This is a genomic window from Petrotoga sp. DB-2 (assembly GCF_054051725.1).
In genome coordinates, this window is the sequence record NZ_JBSVZD010000002.1 from 41,873 (window position 1) to 57,787 (window position 15,915).

General features: G+C 33.6%; 13 protein-coding genes. 11 read left to right on the plus strand and 2 right to left on the minus strand.

Going from position 1 to position 15,915, the window contains the following annotated elements:
• Nucleotides 1-100 precede the first annotated feature (100 nt).
• From purM to purD, 4 genes are all read left to right on the plus strand, one after another.
• Nucleotides 101-1,072, plus strand: coding sequence for a phosphoribosylformylglycinamidine cyclo-ligase (gene purM / locus ACW9JY_RS01245; protein ID WP_457283070.1), 972 nt, complete (start codon nt 101-103; stop codon nt 1,070-1,072).
• Between the two features lie 25 nt (nt 1,073-1,097).
• Nucleotides 1,098-1,676, plus strand: coding sequence for a phosphoribosylglycinamide formyltransferase (gene purN / locus ACW9JY_RS01250; protein WP_457283071.1), 579 nt, complete (start codon nt 1,098-1,100; stop codon nt 1,674-1,676).
• A 240-nt stretch (nt 1,677-1,916) separates the two neighbouring features.
• Nucleotides 1,917-3,443, plus strand: coding sequence for a bifunctional phosphoribosylaminoimidazolecarboxamide formyltransferase/IMP cyclohydrolase (gene purH / locus ACW9JY_RS01255; RefSeq protein WP_457283072.1), 1,527 nt, complete (start codon nt 1,917-1,919; stop codon nt 3,441-3,443).
• A 183-nt stretch (nt 3,444-3,626) separates the two neighbouring features.
• On the plus strand, nt 3,627-4,865 hold the full coding sequence (purD, locus tag ACW9JY_RS01260; RefSeq protein ID WP_457283073.1) for a phosphoribosylamine--glycine ligase: 1,239 nt from the start codon (nt 3,627-3,629) through the stop codon (nt 4,863-4,865).
• A gap of 7 nt (nt 4,866-4,872) precedes the next feature.
• Here purD and ACW9JY_RS01265 read toward each other — a convergent pair whose 3' ends face one another.
• Nucleotides 4,873-5,223, minus strand: a complete 351-nt coding sequence (locus tag ACW9JY_RS01265) for a hypothetical protein (RefSeq protein WP_457283074.1) — start codon at nt 5,221-5,223, stop codon at nt 4,873-4,875.
• 381 nt (nt 5,224-5,604) lie between these two features.
• On the opposite strand from ACW9JY_RS01265, the gene ACW9JY_RS01270 reads away from it, so the two are divergent.
• The 7 genes from ACW9JY_RS01270 (at nt 5,605) to ACW9JY_RS01300 (ending at nt 12,598) form a co-directional block, all read left to right on the plus strand.
• Complete coding sequence (locus tag ACW9JY_RS01270; protein ID WP_103077945.1) at nt 5,605-6,639, plus strand: L-threonylcarbamoyladenylate synthase; 1,035 nt, start codon at nt 5,605-5,607, stop codon at nt 6,637-6,639.
• A 72-nt stretch (nt 6,640-6,711) separates the two neighbouring features.
• Entirely contained in the window at nt 6,712-7,482 is a 771-nt protein-coding gene (locus tag ACW9JY_RS01275) for a type III pantothenate kinase (protein ID WP_457283075.1), read from the plus strand.
• An 11-nt stretch (nt 7,483-7,493) separates the two neighbouring features.
• Nucleotides 7,494-8,840, plus strand: coding sequence for a B12-binding domain-containing radical SAM protein (locus ACW9JY_RS01280; RefSeq protein ID WP_457283076.1), 1,347 nt, complete (start codon nt 7,494-7,496; stop codon nt 8,838-8,840).
• A gap of 116 nt (nt 8,841-8,956) precedes the next feature.
• A complete protein-coding gene (locus ACW9JY_RS01285; protein ID WP_103077935.1) occupies nt 8,957-9,211 on the plus strand; it encodes a type II toxin-antitoxin system Phd/YefM family antitoxin in 255 nt (84 codons plus the stop codon).
• A gap of 144 nt (nt 9,212-9,355) precedes the next feature.
• The gene (locus tag ACW9JY_RS01290; protein WP_457283077.1) at nt 9,356-10,456 is read left to right on the plus strand and encodes an ABC transporter ATP-binding protein; all 1,101 of its coding nucleotides are present in this window, start codon (nt 9,356-9,358) and stop codon (nt 10,454-10,456) included.
• Nucleotides 10,457-10,541: 85 nt separating this feature from the next.
• Entirely contained in the window at nt 10,542-11,327 is a 786-nt protein-coding gene (gene cas6, locus ACW9JY_RS01295) for a CRISPR-associated endoribonuclease Cas6 (protein WP_457283078.1), read from the plus strand.
• Between the two features lie 47 nt (nt 11,328-11,374).
• A complete protein-coding gene (locus tag ACW9JY_RS01300) occupies nt 11,375-12,598 on the plus strand; it encodes a 6-phosphofructokinase (protein WP_103078422.1) in 1,224 nt (407 codons plus the stop codon).
• Between the two features lie 104 nt (nt 12,599-12,702).
• Here ACW9JY_RS01300 and ACW9JY_RS01305 read toward each other — a convergent pair whose 3' ends face one another.
• Nucleotides 12,703-15,894, minus strand: coding sequence for a S41 family peptidase (locus ACW9JY_RS01305; protein ID WP_457283079.1), 3,192 nt, complete (start codon nt 15,892-15,894; stop codon nt 12,703-12,705).
• Between the last annotated feature and the right edge of the window lie 21 nt (nt 15,895-15,915).

Genomic DNA, 15,915 nt, shown 5'->3' on the forward strand with positions numbered 1-15,915 from the left:
GTCTAAGGGACCGCAGGTCCTTTCCCAAAAAGGGTGGGCAGCCGGGCGAAGGGGAGCAAATTTCATAGAAGACACTATAACCAAAATTGGGAGGCAATTTATGTTTTATAAAAACTCTGGTGTAGATATAGACAAAGCTAACGAATCAATTAAAGAAATCCGATCGTTTATAGGTTCCAATATAGGTGCATATGCGGGGGTATTTCCTCTTAAAGATGAAATATCCAATTATAAAAACCCTTTTTTAGTAGCTACTTCTGATGGAATAGGTACAAAGCTTCAATTGTTAAGAAAGTATGAAAGATGGGATATAGCCGCCCAAGATTTAGTGGCCATGAATTTAAACGATTTGGTTTGCGTGGGGGCAAAGCCTTTATTTTTCTTAGATTATTTCTCTACATCAAACTTAAACAAGAATCATTTTGTCACTTTCATTCGACATTTAAAAAATATTTTAGATGAATATGAGTGTGTTCTTTTAGGCGGAGAAACTGCCGAATTGCCAGGTGTTTTTAGAAACGAGAGTGAAGATATCGCTGGTTTCGCTGTTGGAATAGTTGAAAAAGATCACATATTCGACTATTCAAAGATAGTGTCAGGTGATAAGCTTATTGGTCTTTCTTCATCCGGGATACATTCAAATGGCTATTCTTTGGTTAGAAAATTACTGGATGAAAGAAAAATTCCCTTCACAGAAGAACTTTTAAACCCTACAAGAATATATGTTAAACAAACTTTAACATTGCTTAATTATATAAAAGGTGCTGCCCACATAACGGGTGGGGGAATAATCGATAACTTGCCCAGAATAATCCCTGCTGGTTTTTGCGCAGAGATAAAGGTTAATTGGGAGACTCCTTCTATCTTTGAAAGTATCAAACAATCAGGTGTCTCTGATGAAGAAATGTTCAAAACCTTCAACATGGGTATCGGTATGATATATGTTGTTCCAGAAAGAAATCTTTCTGAAATTACAAAAATATTCGAATCTGTTTTGAGGGAAGACTTTTTCATTATTGGAGAAGTGAAATCGGTAAACGATTCAAACCAAAAGGTTAAAATCATTAAGTGAACAAATTTATTAGGAGCGATATACTGTGAAAAAGATAGTAATTTTAGCCTCAGGTAACGGGACAAATTTTGAAGCTATATGTAAATATTTTTTGAAGTCTTCCAAAACTAGTATAATTAAATTGATAACGGATAACAAGAAAGCTTACGTAATAGAAAGAGCAAAAGGATTGGGAATAGATTATGAAATAATAGACTATTCCTCTTTCAAATCAAAAAAGGAGTATAACGATTATCTTTTTGATCGTTTGAAAGATCTAGATTTTGATCTAATGGTACTAGCAGGATATATGAGAATATTACCAGGCTACATAGTTAGATATTATGCCGATAAAATAATAAACATTCATCCTTCTCTTTTGCCGAAATACCCTGGTTTACGTTCAATAGAAAGGGCGTATAATAATAAAGAAGAATATATAGGAATAACAATTCATTACGTAGAAGAGGAAGTTGATACTGGGAAAATCATATTACAAAAAAAGTTAAAAGTAGACAAAAATTGGGATCTTGAAAAGTTGGAGGAAGAAATTCATAAGTTAGAGCATCAATATTATCCTCAAGTAATTGAGAATCTTTTGAGCAATTCTGATGAATATAGCTAGAGAATGATAGATGGCTGTCAAATGAAAGGGTAAAACCTTTTTTTATCCTTATAGACGGACTGAGGGGAAAAGCACTGATTCCTTTTCTTATATGGGTGGGGGACAAGGTGAAAGAGCAAAGTCTTCTACTTTTCCTTATGGGTGGGCTGCGGGGCGAAGGGGCGCTAAAGTAAGTTTTAAAGTAAGTTTAGAGTTTTTAAAAAGAATTTAATAAAATAAAATGACATAGGGGGCATTAGAGTGATAAAAAGAGCATTGTTAAGTACTTATAAAAAAGATAAAGTAGTTGATTTCGCGCAAACTCTTCAAGAACTTGGAATTGAAATTATTTCAACGGGTGGAACCGCTAAGAAACTTCAGGAGAATGGTATCATAGTTACGCCCGTTGAAGAAATCACCAATTTTCCCGAAATATTAAATGGAAGGGTTAAAACTTTGAATCCTTTTATACATGGAGGTATTCTTGCAAGAAGAGAGAATATTCAAGATATGGAAACTTTGCAAAATTTAAAGATAAAACCGATAGATCTTGTTTATGTTAATCTTTATCCGTTTGTAGAAGTAGCTAACAAACCTGATGTTGATCTGAATGAGTTGATTGAATTTATAGATATAGGTGGACCAACCATGATAAGATCTGCAGCCAAAAATTACAAAGACGTTATAGTTGTAGTAGATGAATCTGATTTGGAACAGATATCAGCTAAATTAAAAAATAGAGAAGAGTTTGATGAGAAATATAGATTGTACTTAGCTTCAAAAGCCTTTAATTTGACTGCCTTTTACGATAGCTGTATAAGTAATTATCTAAATGCTCAATTGAAAGATAATGATGATTTTCAAGAATTTTTAACCGTTCCATTTGAAAAAAGCTATGAAATGAGATATGGTGAAAATCCCCATCAAAGTGCCACTTTTTACAAAAATACTTTAAGTGCAGGAGCTATGACTTCATTTGATCAATTAAATGGGAAAGAGTTGTCCTTTAACAATTTGAGAGACGCAGATTCTGCCTGGAAAGCTGTGAATGAGTTTGAAGATATAGCATGTTGCTGTTTAAAACACAGTTCTCCTTGTGGTATTGCTTTAGGAGATAGTGTTTTAGAAGCATACAAAAAGGCTTATTCATGCGATCCTGTTTCAATATTCGGTGGGATAGTTGCTTTTAACAGGAAAATTGATGTTGAAACCGCACTTGAGCTAAAAAAAATATTTCTTGAAATAATAATGGCTCCAGAGTATGATGAAGAGGCTTTGGATATTTTAAAAAAGAAAAAGAATTTAAGAATATTGAAAATGAACTCTAAACCAATTGATATGTATGAATATGTGTCTGTTGATGGGGGAATCCTTGTTCAAGAAGTTGATAAAGGGGTTATAAATGAATTTAAGGTTGTAACAGATACTAAAGTTCCAGAAAAAATCAAAGAAGAACTTTTGTTCGCGTGGAAAGCGGTAAAACACGTAAAATCAAATGCAATAGTCGTATCAAAAAACAAGGCTACCACAGGCATAGGGCCTGGCCAACCCAACAGAATCTGGGCTGCTACTCAAGCTTTAGAAAGAAGTAAAGGGAAAGGAGGAGACGTTTTAGCTTCAGATGCATTTTTTCCTTTTAGTGATGTGGTAAAAAAGGCAGCGGAATACGGAATAAAAGCAATAATTCAACCCGGAGGGTCAATCAGGGATGATGAGTCTATTCAGGCGTGTAACAAATATGGAATAGCTATGGTATTTACGGGAATGAGACATTTCAAACATATCTAATATTTTTTTGCGTGATAATGTATTTATCAAAAAAAGGTAAAGGCAATTTGATGGTGTAGTGGATCTTTCTTTTGCTAGACATTTTAGAAATAAGACGAGGGTGGGCAGCGGAGCTAAGGGGCGCTATATACAAAATTTTAAAGTTTTTAAAAAATAGTTTTTTCTAACAGGAGGATAAAAATAATGCGAGTACTAGTAATAGGCAAAGGTGGTAGAGAACACACAATAGCTTGGAAGTTGTCTCAAAGTGAAGATATAGAAAAAGTGTTTGTAACCCCTGGGAATGATGGTATATCAATTGAAAATAAATGTGAAAGTTTAAAAATAGAATCTATCGAAGATATTATAAATTTTGTTAAGAATAATAATGTAGATATGACAATAGTTGGTTCAGAAGAGTATTTAGCAAAAGGAATAGTTGATAAGTTTGAAGAATCAGGTTTAAAAATAATTGGCCCCAATCAAAAAGCTGCCCAATTAGAAAGTAGTAAGATATTCGCAAAGAGTTTCATGAAAAGGCACAACGTTCAAACAGCTTCTTTTAACACTTTTGTTGAGTTGAAAGATGCCCTTGAATATTCCAAGAAGGCTTCTTATCCATTGGTGATAAAAGCCGATGGTTTAGCAGCAGGTAAAGGTGTTTTTATATGTAATTCTTATGAAGATTCTACCCAAGCTCTTAATGAACTTATGAAAGAAGAAAAATTTGGTGAATCTGGTAAAAAAATTGTTGTTGAGGAATTTTTGAAAGGTTTTGAAGCTTCTATTTTTTTGCTGTTGGATGGTCGAAATTACAAATTTTTCAACGTTTCGAAGGATCATAAGAAACTGTTGGAAAATGATCAAGGCCCAAACACTGGAGGTATGGGAGCAATTACACCTCATCCTGATGTAGATGAAAAATTAATGAAGGTAATATTTCAAAAAATCATTAATCCAACTATCAACGGTTTAAAAGAAGAGGGTTTATTATATAAAGGATTTTTGTATATAGGCTTAATAATAGAAAATGATGAACCCTATGTATTGGAATACAACGTTCGTTTAGGAGACCCTGAAGCCCAATCAATGCTTTATTTATTAAAATCTGATTTTGTTGATATTATAAACGACATAAGAGAAGAGAGAGTTAACACTGCCAATATCGAGTTTTATCACGGATTTTCTTTTTGCCTCGTACTTAGTAGCAAAGGCTATCCTTTTTCCTATACAAAAGGTGAAAGGATCACAATAAAACCTGGAATAACTTCGAAAATCTTTTATTCTGGCGTTAAAAAAGATGGTGAAAATTTACTTACCGATGGTGGTAGGGTATTATCGCTAGTAAATAAGGCAGATACATTAGAAGAGGTACGAAATATTGTTTATGATGAAGCAGAAAAAGTACATTTTAAATCAAAGTATTATAGAAAAGATCTCTAGTGAAAGTTTAACCACTTTTGTTAATTTTATGGCGGCTCATGGATTCTTCAATCTTAAGATATCCCTTTTTCATAGCTTTTTTACTAACTTGTACGTTAAATTGGTCGTCTTTGATTTTTCTCATCTTCTCTTCTATGCTTTTTGAGCGTTCAGAATCTTTTTTTAGGATGTTTTCTATAATGTTTTTTACGGTGATTTCAGTTCTAAATGGTTCTAATTGTTTCAATAATTCAAATCTTTCTTCTAACGTTTTAGAAAAAGTTTCAAAATCATCGTTCTTTAGCGAGCCGTCTAAAATTTCTTCCGTTTTGTTTATTTTACTTATTATTTCTTCTATTGGTATATTTGGAGTATTCATTTAAAACCCACCTTTTCTCTTTCTTTTATTGAATTTACTATCTTTAGATACTCTAAAACTTGTTTTAGCACCCCTTCGCCCGAACGTTAAGGGTTCCCTCTTAAAAACCCCAAATTCGAGGTCAAAATCATTTAAAAACATCGTTTGCACACTGCGGCAAACAGGGCTTTGCTCCTTTGTCCCGATCCCCACCCAGAGTGTCCTTTTTGAATTATACCATATTTACTCACTTTACATAGCAAAATGGCGAATATTTGTATTTAGAGACATTTAACAGAGATTAGAGCTCATTATAATCGATTATTTCACTTTTTTGATGTTTTCTTGTATAATATAAGTTGGAGATTTTTTTATTTGCCAAATGGAAAAGGAGAATTCATTATGGAAACCAAAGTTATTGAAGTGGATCCATTAAATATTGAAGAGGAGAAAATTAAAGAAGCAGCTCAGGCAATCAAAGAAGATAAAACAGTAGTCTTTCCTACTGAAACGGTTTACGGTTTGGGAGCCAATGGCCTTTCAGAAAATGCCGTGAGAAAGATTTTTAAGGCAAAAGGCAGGCCTTATGACAACCCTTTAATTCTTCATGTGGCTAACGTTAGATCTTTTTTGGAGTACACTTATATTTCTTATACTCTTTTGGAAAAAATAGAAAGATTATTGCCAGGTCCAATTACTTTTGTATTAAAGAAAAGGGAGATTGTTCCAAATATTGTAACAGCAGGAAAAGATACTATAGCTTTAAGAATGCCGGCTCATCCTGTTGCCTTAAAATTGATAGAATACGCTGAAGTGCCAATTGCCGCACCGAGTGCTAATGTTTCGGGTAAGCCTAGTCCAACAATGGCGGAACATGTTTTAAAAGATATGTTTGGAAAAGTTGATTATATAATTGTTGGAGGTAAGGTAGAGTTTGGAGTAGAATCAACGATAATTGATTTAACTCAAGGAAAGATACCAATAATATTACGTCCAGGTCCTATTCCACCTGAAAAATTAAAAGAGATTTTTGGTGATATTATCATTCCTGATTTTGCATATGGGAAAATAGAACCTGATTATATAAAATCTCCGGGTATGAAGTATCGACATTACGCTCCTAACACCCCCGTTATTTTAGTTGAACATGATGATGTGGATACTATGGTGAAAAAGGTTTTAGAAGAAGTAAAAAATTACAACAATCCAATAGTTCTATGTCTTAAAGAACATGTTGGCTATTATAAGGATCATAATATTAATTTTGACACTATAGGTAGTGAAGCAAATTATTATGAATTTGCAGTGAAACTTTTTGAAATGCTTAGAAAATACGATGAAAAAATTGATGCTATGATTATTGAAGGTATAGAAGACAAAGGTATAGGTATAGCGGTTATGAACCGTCTAAGAAAGGCATCATACAAGATAGTATAAAGATACACCCCGAACGGGGTCAAAGAAAACGGCCCCAAAGGGGATTCAAGGTAAAGAAAGGAAGGGGGAAAATTGGAACTTTTATTTGATGTTGGTAACTCTTATACGATGGCAGGGATACACGAAGACGGTAAGTTTTTGACTTGGAGAATTGGGCCGAGTAGTTTTGAATCAGAGGATGGGTTATTTGTTTTCATTTCAAATTTATTAAATCGGGCAAATGTTGATTTAAAAAGGATAACTTTGGCAGGTATCTCGTCCGTGGTTCCCAATGTTAACTTTATTTTAGAACAGATGTTAAAGAAATATTTTAATGTTGAAACTATTTTTGTTACTACTAAGAATAAAATTAATAATATAGCATATTTGGTTGACTATCCTAATGAAATAGGTGCAGATAGAATATGCAACGTTATTGCATGTAAAGAAGAGTATGGCGATCACGTAATTGCTCTAGATTTTGGAACAGCTATAACCGTTGATGTTTTGGAAGGGGGTAATTTTGTAGGAGGGGCGATAATTCCAGGATTTAAGACGGCTATAAGCGCTTTGTTTTCTAGAACTGCCCAGCTTCCTAAGGTGGAGATAAAGGTGCCTCAATACCATTTGGGAAAAAATACAGTCGACAATATTCAAATAGGGGTAATAAAAACAACATTATATGGGATAGAAAGGCTTATTCACGAAATAAAACGAGAAAGGAACAAAGATTTTGTCGTTGTAGCAACGGGAGGAGACATGAGTTTCCTCTCAAGTAAAGTATCTATTTTCAAACATTACGATCCATATTTAACCCTAAAGGGGATATTATATTATTCTAGAGAAATTAAAAAATTGCGATAGGAGGCAACGATTTGAACTTCTTGGTTGTTAATCCTTGGATCTACGATTTTGCCGCATATGATTTTTGGCTTAAGCCATTAGGGTTGTTATACATAAGTGAAGTACTAACTTATTTAGGTCACAATGTAACGTTTATAGATCTGCTAAATCGCCATGATAACGATTTAATTGTAAAATATCCTCCAAAAGATAAAAAGTACGGAACTGGTAAATTTTATAATGAAAGAGTCGAAAAGCCAACTATATTAAAGAATATACCTAGAAAATTTAAAAGGTATGGATTACCTTTAAAATTGTTTGAAAGTAAATTAGAAGCAATAAAAAAACAGAACAAAGTTGATGCAATCTTGGTGGGAATCACTTTAACATACTGGTACTACGGTGGGGAAAAAACTATCGAAATTTTGAGAAGCTTCTTTCCAAAAACTCCTATTTTTTTAGGTGGTATTTATTCCACCTTGTATACTGAACATGCAAAAGATGTTTTTTCCAAATTTAAAGTTGATATTTGCCAAGGAACAGGCATATTTCCTTTAAAGAAAGTTTTGGAAATACTAAACGAGAATCTTACAGAATTAAATAACTTCAACTGGTTTGAAGATATTGATCTGACCTATGATTTTTATGATTCCTATCTCACTTATGTTGTTTTGGTTTCTTCCGTAGGTTGTCCTTTTCATTGTACGTATTGTGTAACTCCAAAGATGTGGAAATTCCAATACAGGAGTATAAACAAAATAATCAATAATATAGAGTATATTCTTAAAAAAAGACCTTATGTAAAAGATTTCGTTTTTTTTGACGATGCGTTCTTATTAAGAAAAGATATTAAAGAATTGTTGGAATCTTTATCTAAATTTGACGTTCAATATCATTTGCCCAATGGTGTACATGCCCGACGTGTTGATGATGAAATAGCTTTGTTATTAAAAAAAGCAAATTTTAAAACTATAAAACTCGGGTACGAAAGCTATGATTTTAATATTCAAAAAGGAACGGGGTTTAAGGTAACTAATAGTGATCTTGTTAAAGCCGTTACATCTCTAAAAAATGCTGGTTTTGATACGAATGATATTTATGCCTACGTGTTGGTGAATCTACCATCTCAAAATAAAGATGATGTAAAACAAGCTGTAGATTTCTGCCATTCGCTCGGAATAAAGGTGAATTTAAACGAATTTACCCCAATTCCTGGTACCGTTGAATACGAAGAACTTGTCAAAAAAAATGCTATATCTTCAAACACGGATCCTTTGCTTCTTAACAACACTATTATTCCTTATTGGTCGCATTTTGGTCTTTCCATTAGTGATCTTGAAGAAGTTAAGAAATATACTGAAGTCAAATATAGCGATTAGAAGAGATTATTAGGCATTAGAGGCTATTAAAATTGATTACGCTAGAAAATCTTTGAATTCTTTAGATTGACAAATAAGAATAAATTGACTATAATTATAGTCAAGGGGTGTGAAATATGTATTTAAAAGATTTTACATTTTATAGTTTAGCTGAAGCTAAAGCAAAATTCTCTCAAGTTGTTGATGAAGTTGAAAAAAAAGACGTTGTTATCACCAAAAATGGTCTGCCAAAGGTTGTTTTGTTAGACTATGATAAATTCGTAAAACTCATGGATTTTGTTGATGAAGTTAGAGATATTTCCCTTTTTGAGATAGAAAACGTTGAAGAATATCAGAGAATTAAGGATTTTTTTAAGGATTTTGATTACTGAGTTCATCATTCTTTTTGAGTTGACTATGGGGTAAATGGTTTAGACCTTTTTTCCCTTATGGATGGGTAGCGGAGCGAAGGGGTGCTAAAACAAGTTTTAGACTTTTTAAAGACAGAAAAAATTAAAAGATGGAGGTGCTTTTTAATGGCTCAAGTTATATTAGACAAGGTTAACAAAGTTTACCCAAATGGATTTCATGCAGTAAAGGATGCAGATTTTGTAATAGAAGATAAGGAGTTTCTTGTACTACTCGGTCCTTCAGGATGTGGAAAAACTACTACTTTGAGGATGATTGCAGGGTTAGAAGACATTACAGAAGGAACAATAAAAATTGACCAAAAAGTTGTAAATGATGTGGAACCGAAGGATAGAGATATAGCGATGGTTTTCCAAAATTATGCCCTTTATCCACATATGACGGTTTACGACAACATGGCTTTTGGATTGAAATTGAGGAAAACACCTAAAGACGAAATAGAAAAGAGAGTAAGAAACGCTGCAAAAATTCTTGGGATTGACCATTTATTGGATAGAAAACCGAAACAATTATCAGGAGGGCAAAGACAGAGAGTTGCACTGGGTAGAGCTATCGTAAGGGATCCTAAAGTGTTCTTATTTGATGAGCCTCTTTCAAACTTAGATGCAAAATTAAGGGTTCAGATGAGAGCTGAGCTTAAGAAACTACAAAAAAGGTTGGAAGCTACAGTCGCTTATGTTACACATGACCAAGTTGAGGCTATGACTATGGCTGATAAAATTGTTATTATGAACGAAGGAGTAATTCAACAGGTTGGAGGAGCTTTTGATGTATACAATAATCCGGCCAACATTTTTGTCGCCGGATTTATTGGGACGCCTCCAATGAATTTCTTAAATGTAAAAGTAACAAGAGATAATGGTATTTGGTTCAAAGCAGAGGGAATCTCTATAAAAGTACCCGAGGATAAAGTATCTTTACTTGAAAATTATATAGATAAAGATATTATCTTTGGTGTAAGACCAGAAGATATTTATGATAAAAACTTTTTTGAAGGTGCTGATGAATCTAATATTTTAAACACTATGGTTGATGTTGTTGAGCCTTTGGGTAGTGAGACTTTACTTCATTTAACTATCAATGGTCAATCTATGACCGCAAAGGTAAGCCCTCAAACACGAGCAGAATCTGGACAGAATTTTGAAGTTGCAATCGATTTAAAAATGATACATGCTTTCGATAAGGAAACAGAACAAGCTATATTTTAATTTTTATGAATTCATACCCTTTGTGCGATTGTCACAAAGGGTTTTATCTAAAAATTTAATAATAATATAAACTGGGGGGATTCTATTGGTCATTAAGTTGGTATTCGGAGCTTTAGAAGGTGATAAAATTGATCTTCCTGTTCATTACAACAGACCTTTGCAAGGATTGTTTTACTATTTAATGTCTAATGCTGTGCCTAAGTACCACGATTTAGGAACAAGATCTGAAGATAAGAAGTTGAAGCTTTTCACTTTTTCAAGAATTTATCCCCATAACTCTTTTAAAGTTGAGAAAAGAAGAATGATTTTTAAAGGTTTATTCAATATTTATTTCGCTTCACCAATTGATAAATTAGTAGAAGCAGTTTTGAATTCTTTAAATGAACAAAAGGTTGTGAGAATCGAAAAAAATTATTTTACTTTGATGAAGTATGAAGTTATCCATAATGAAGTTGATGAAGAAATGCTTGTTAAAACTTTGTCTCCCATTACAGCATATTCAACTATCGTTCTACCAAACGGGAATCGTTATACTCATTACTTTTCTCCTTACTCATCAGATTTTAAAAAACTGATAGAAGAAAACCTCAGGAGAAAAGCTTTGGCATTGGAAATTGAAACAAAAAATAACAATTTTTATATTGAGCCTTATGGTATAACGGAAAAAAATGAAAAATTACTTTTTTACAAAGATATTATTATAAAAGGATGGACTGGATATTTCATTTTAAAGGGTGATACTCAATTGTTGAAATTAGCGTTTAATTCGGGATTGGGAGCTAAAAATGCACAAGGTTTTGGAATGATCCTTCCTGTAGAAAAGGATTCTATAAGAGAAAAAAGTTTTCTGGAACTTGCAGAAGAAGGCTGAAATATAGGTACGTTGTAATTTAAATTAAAAGTTCGGGGGTGTGATTATTGAATAAAAAAAATATCATATATGCACAATCAGGAGGAGTTACTAGTGTCATAAATGCTTCTGCATATGGACTGATAAGCAAGGCTTTAAAGGATCCACAAATTGATAAGATATATGTGGGAATAAATGGTATTACAGGGGTTCTTGAAGGTAAATTATTTGATTTAACAAAAGAATCTGTTGATAAAATAAATAATTTGAAAGCTACACCAGCAAGTGCCTTTGGTACTTGCAGACATAGATTAAAAGAAGGTGATGAAGAAGGTTTTCAAAAACTTTTTAAAACGTTCGAAGATTACAATATTAGTTATTTCTTTTATAACGGTGGTAACGATTCTATGGACACGGCCCATAAAATCGACGAGTATTCAAAAAAGATAGGTTATGATTTAAAAGTCATAGGGATTCCAAAAACAATAGATAATGATCTGTACGGCACTGATCACTCTCCAGGTTATGGTTCTGCAGCAAAGTATTTGGCAATTTCAATGTTGGAAGCAAGTATAGACACGCGTAGTATGGCAAAAGACTCTACAAAAATTTTCATAATGGAGACAATGGGCAGACATGCGGGTTGGCTTACAGCAGCTACTTCGTTAGCTAAATTAAATGGGGATTTTGGACCTCATGTTATTTTGTTACCAGAAAGGATTTTTGAAGAAGATAATTTTATAGATAAGGTTCAAAAAGAGGTAAGTAAGAATGGTTACTGTACGATAGCTGTTTCGGAAGGTATTAGGTATAAAAGCGGCGCATTTGTTTCTGATATGGGATACACCGATAGTTTTGGAAACAGACAGTTGGGAGATGTTGGAAGGGTTGTAGCCAACATTATTTTAACAAGGTTAGGCTTGAAGGTACATGTGTCCATTCCAGATTACCTCCAGAGAAGTGCAGGACACATCGTTAGTAAAACTGATCAAGCTGAAGCGGTTATGATAGGGGAAAAAGCCTTAGAATATGCTCGGGATGGTATCTCAGGATTTATGGTAACAATTAACCGTCTCTCAAATGACCCTTACAAAATAGAATTTGGAAAGGTCCCATTATTTGAGGTGGCAAATAACACCAAATATTTACCTGAAGAATATATTTCTCATGACGGTTACGGTGTAAATGATGATTTTATTGATTATGCCAAACCTTTAATTCAAGGAGAAAGTTATCCATCTTACGAAAATGGTATTCCTAAATACGTATCTTTTCCAATTGAAGATAGATAAGTTATAGAATAAAAACCTGTTATAAGATCTCAAGCATAAAGTTAGTGATCAGAGCACACCCCAAACAAAAAGCCGAGCAGTGCGCTCGGCATTTGTTTAATGATTTAAGGTTTTTTGATATCTTTTGGGCCTATTGGTGGATTTTCGTTCAGGTCTTTTAGTACTATTTCTATAGCCATATCGAGTTGTGGATCTTTCTTTTCTTTATAGTCTTTTGGGGTAATATCTATTTCAATATCCGGATCGGTTCCATAATTTTCAACGTCCCATCCAACATCTTTAAACCAAAAGGCCATTTCTGGTTGGGTTGTTATAGTGTGATCGACAAGCGGGTTTCTAGGCCAAATTCCAATCACTCCTCCCCACGTCCTCTTACCTATAAGTTTCCCTAGTTTTAACAGTTTGAAGGAATGACTAAAAATATCCCCATCTGAACCAGCAAACTCATTCGTTATAGCAACCATTGGACCTCTAACACTATCATATTGATAGGCTTCGGCCTCTCTATATGGTGAAAGATCATATCCGATAAACTTTCTATTCAATTTATCCAAAATCATTGAAGATACAAAGCCACCACTGTTGACCCTTACATCGATTATGAGTCCGTCATATTTGACTTCGCTTAAGAAGTTTCTGTGAAATTCTGCGTATCCAGTATATCCCATATCTGGGATGTGAATGTATCCAATCCGTGAATCAGTTTTTTCATGAACATATTTCTTGTTTTGTTCTACCCATTCTCTGTATCTTAGAGACGTTTCATCTTTTAATGTTTTGACAACATACTTTCTTTTATGTTCAATATTATCGCCGTTTGATACTACTATTTCAACATCTTTGCCACTGTAATTCACCAAAATTTCATTAGGTATTTTATCCTTTATTTCTATACCGTTTATCGATAATAGATAATCTCCTTCTTTTACTTCGACTCCTGGCCCAAGTAATGGTGGTTTATTTTTTTCATCCCATATGTCTCCCTTGACAATGTGACTTATTTTGTATAGATTTCTATCTTCATCCAGTATCAAATCTGCCCCTAAATACCCTATTTTGTAAACTGGTTTAGGTTTGTATTCTCCCCCCATCTCGTAGGCATGTGATGATTTTAACTCTCCTTGCATTTCCCATATTAAATCAGAAAATTCTGTTCTTGTTGCTATTCTTTCAACTAAAGGATAATACTTTTCTAATATTTTGTCCCATTCGATTTCGTCTAGTTTGTCTTTGTTCCAAAAATAAAATTTTTGTAGACGCCAAGCTTCACAAAGCATTTGTCTCCATTCTAACAGTGGTTGAACTTCCACATTGACTCTGTGAAAATCTATCCAGCCGCACTTTCTCGTATACTTATTTTCGCATTCTTTTTCTTGTTCTGGGGAGGGAGGATTAGAAATTTTAAGAATTCTTAATCCATCGTCTATCAGAATTGCGATTTTCTCTTTGTCCTCGGAAATTTGAAATTCTGAGATGCCCTCAAGATAAGTTTTTTCTTCTTTTTCAATAAGATCATAGTATTTGAGGGTTAATTTTTCATGTTTCTCGCTGAGCATATCTTCTTCATCTTCCAGTACACCACTTACAGTAGAAATAGTATAAAAAACTTTATCTTTTGCAGCTTGTATGTTTACATATCTTTCTTCACTAACTGGGAAGGGTATAATTCTATCAGCGATGTTATCAAAATCAATATCAACTTTTATTTCTTCTTCTTTGTCTTTCCCTTTTTCTTCTTCTTTAATTATTTCCTGAAAAGGTGAAAAGATATCTTTTTTGAGTGTTATAAGATAAGGTTTAGTACCTTTTGCGAAGGCTGCATTCATTTGAAGCCTATCTTCAATTGGATTGAATATTCTATAAGATATAAAATAAAGGTATTTTCCGTCTGGATCAAAGACAGGGTCTACATCAAGCAGAATTGGTTCTGTAACTTGGTGCATCTCTCCTTTTACTTTATCAAATATCATAATAGCGGCTTGTTTGCTGTTTATAAATTTTGAATAAGCAATCCATCTACCATCTGGAGAAAACGAATATCCATTAATGGGACCAATGGTACTTTTATCCACATCAATCTTCTTATGGTTTCTCAAATCGATCAAGATAAGTTCGTTTCTTTGATTAGTTAACAAGATTTCTTCATCTTTAGGAGAGGCAACGATATTCATAACCCTTCCTAAATCATATTCCTCGACTTTATCGATTAAATTGCCACTTTTTAAATCGTACACCTCGATATGTTCATTATTATTTTCATCGCTTATTGTTACAGCCTTTTCTTCATCTTCCAGATTTAGGTAGGTGGTAAGTCTATATCTGACACCGCTTTCTTTCCCAAGTTGTTTAACGGGACCGTACCAGTTGTTGTAATAAAAGCTTTTGCCTCTGTGAGTGCTTATTAAATTCTCAGCATCTTTAGAAATAGAGAAATCTTCAAAATACTGTGTGGATTCAACAAATTTTCTGTTTCTTTGTGGTAAGGTACTATAGTATTTTATATCTACCTTTTCTGATACGTTAGTTGATAAATTCAAAATGTAAATATCCGAACCGGCATGGTATACAATATTGTTTCCATGAGATTTTGGGTTTCTGACATAAAAATCGTTATGATACGTATGTTTTTTTAGATCTTTTCCTTCTACTGTACAAGAATATATGTTAGCGACATCCTCATGGTCTGAGACGAAGTAAATTCGGTCTTGAATCCATATTGGATTGGCAAAGTTGGATTTTAAGTCGATCAATTTTCTGAAGTTGTAGTTCCCTTCTACATCCATCAGTAATTCTCCAGCTGTTCCACCTCTGTACTTTTTCCATCGAGCTGGATCTCCAGTTTTTCTTCCCAAAACGATGCCTTTTTCTTTTCCAAATGAGATTTCAGTGGCTATTCCAAAATCTAATTGCTTTAACTTCCTTTTATCTTCAACGTCGACTTCCCATAGGGATGTAATTCTTTTAAAAGGTTGGGTATAATTTGATGAAAAAATTATCTTTCCGTCATGCCAACAAAGTACTTTGCTGTTTGCACCTAAGTAAGTTAACCTAATTGGTACACCACCTGTAGATGGAATTATATATACATCTGGTACACCTTCATCTCTTCCTGTAAAGGCTATCCATTTTCCATCTTCAGAAAAAGTAAGGTCGGAGATTTCTCCAACATTTGAGGTTAATCTTCTGGCTACTCCCCCTGAAGAAGAAACTACCCAAATGTCATCTTCAGCAACAAAGGCTATTTGATCGTTGTAAATAGTCGGAAATCTGTAGTAACCGTTGAACTCTTCACTCATGAATTCTTCCCCCTTTTGTCA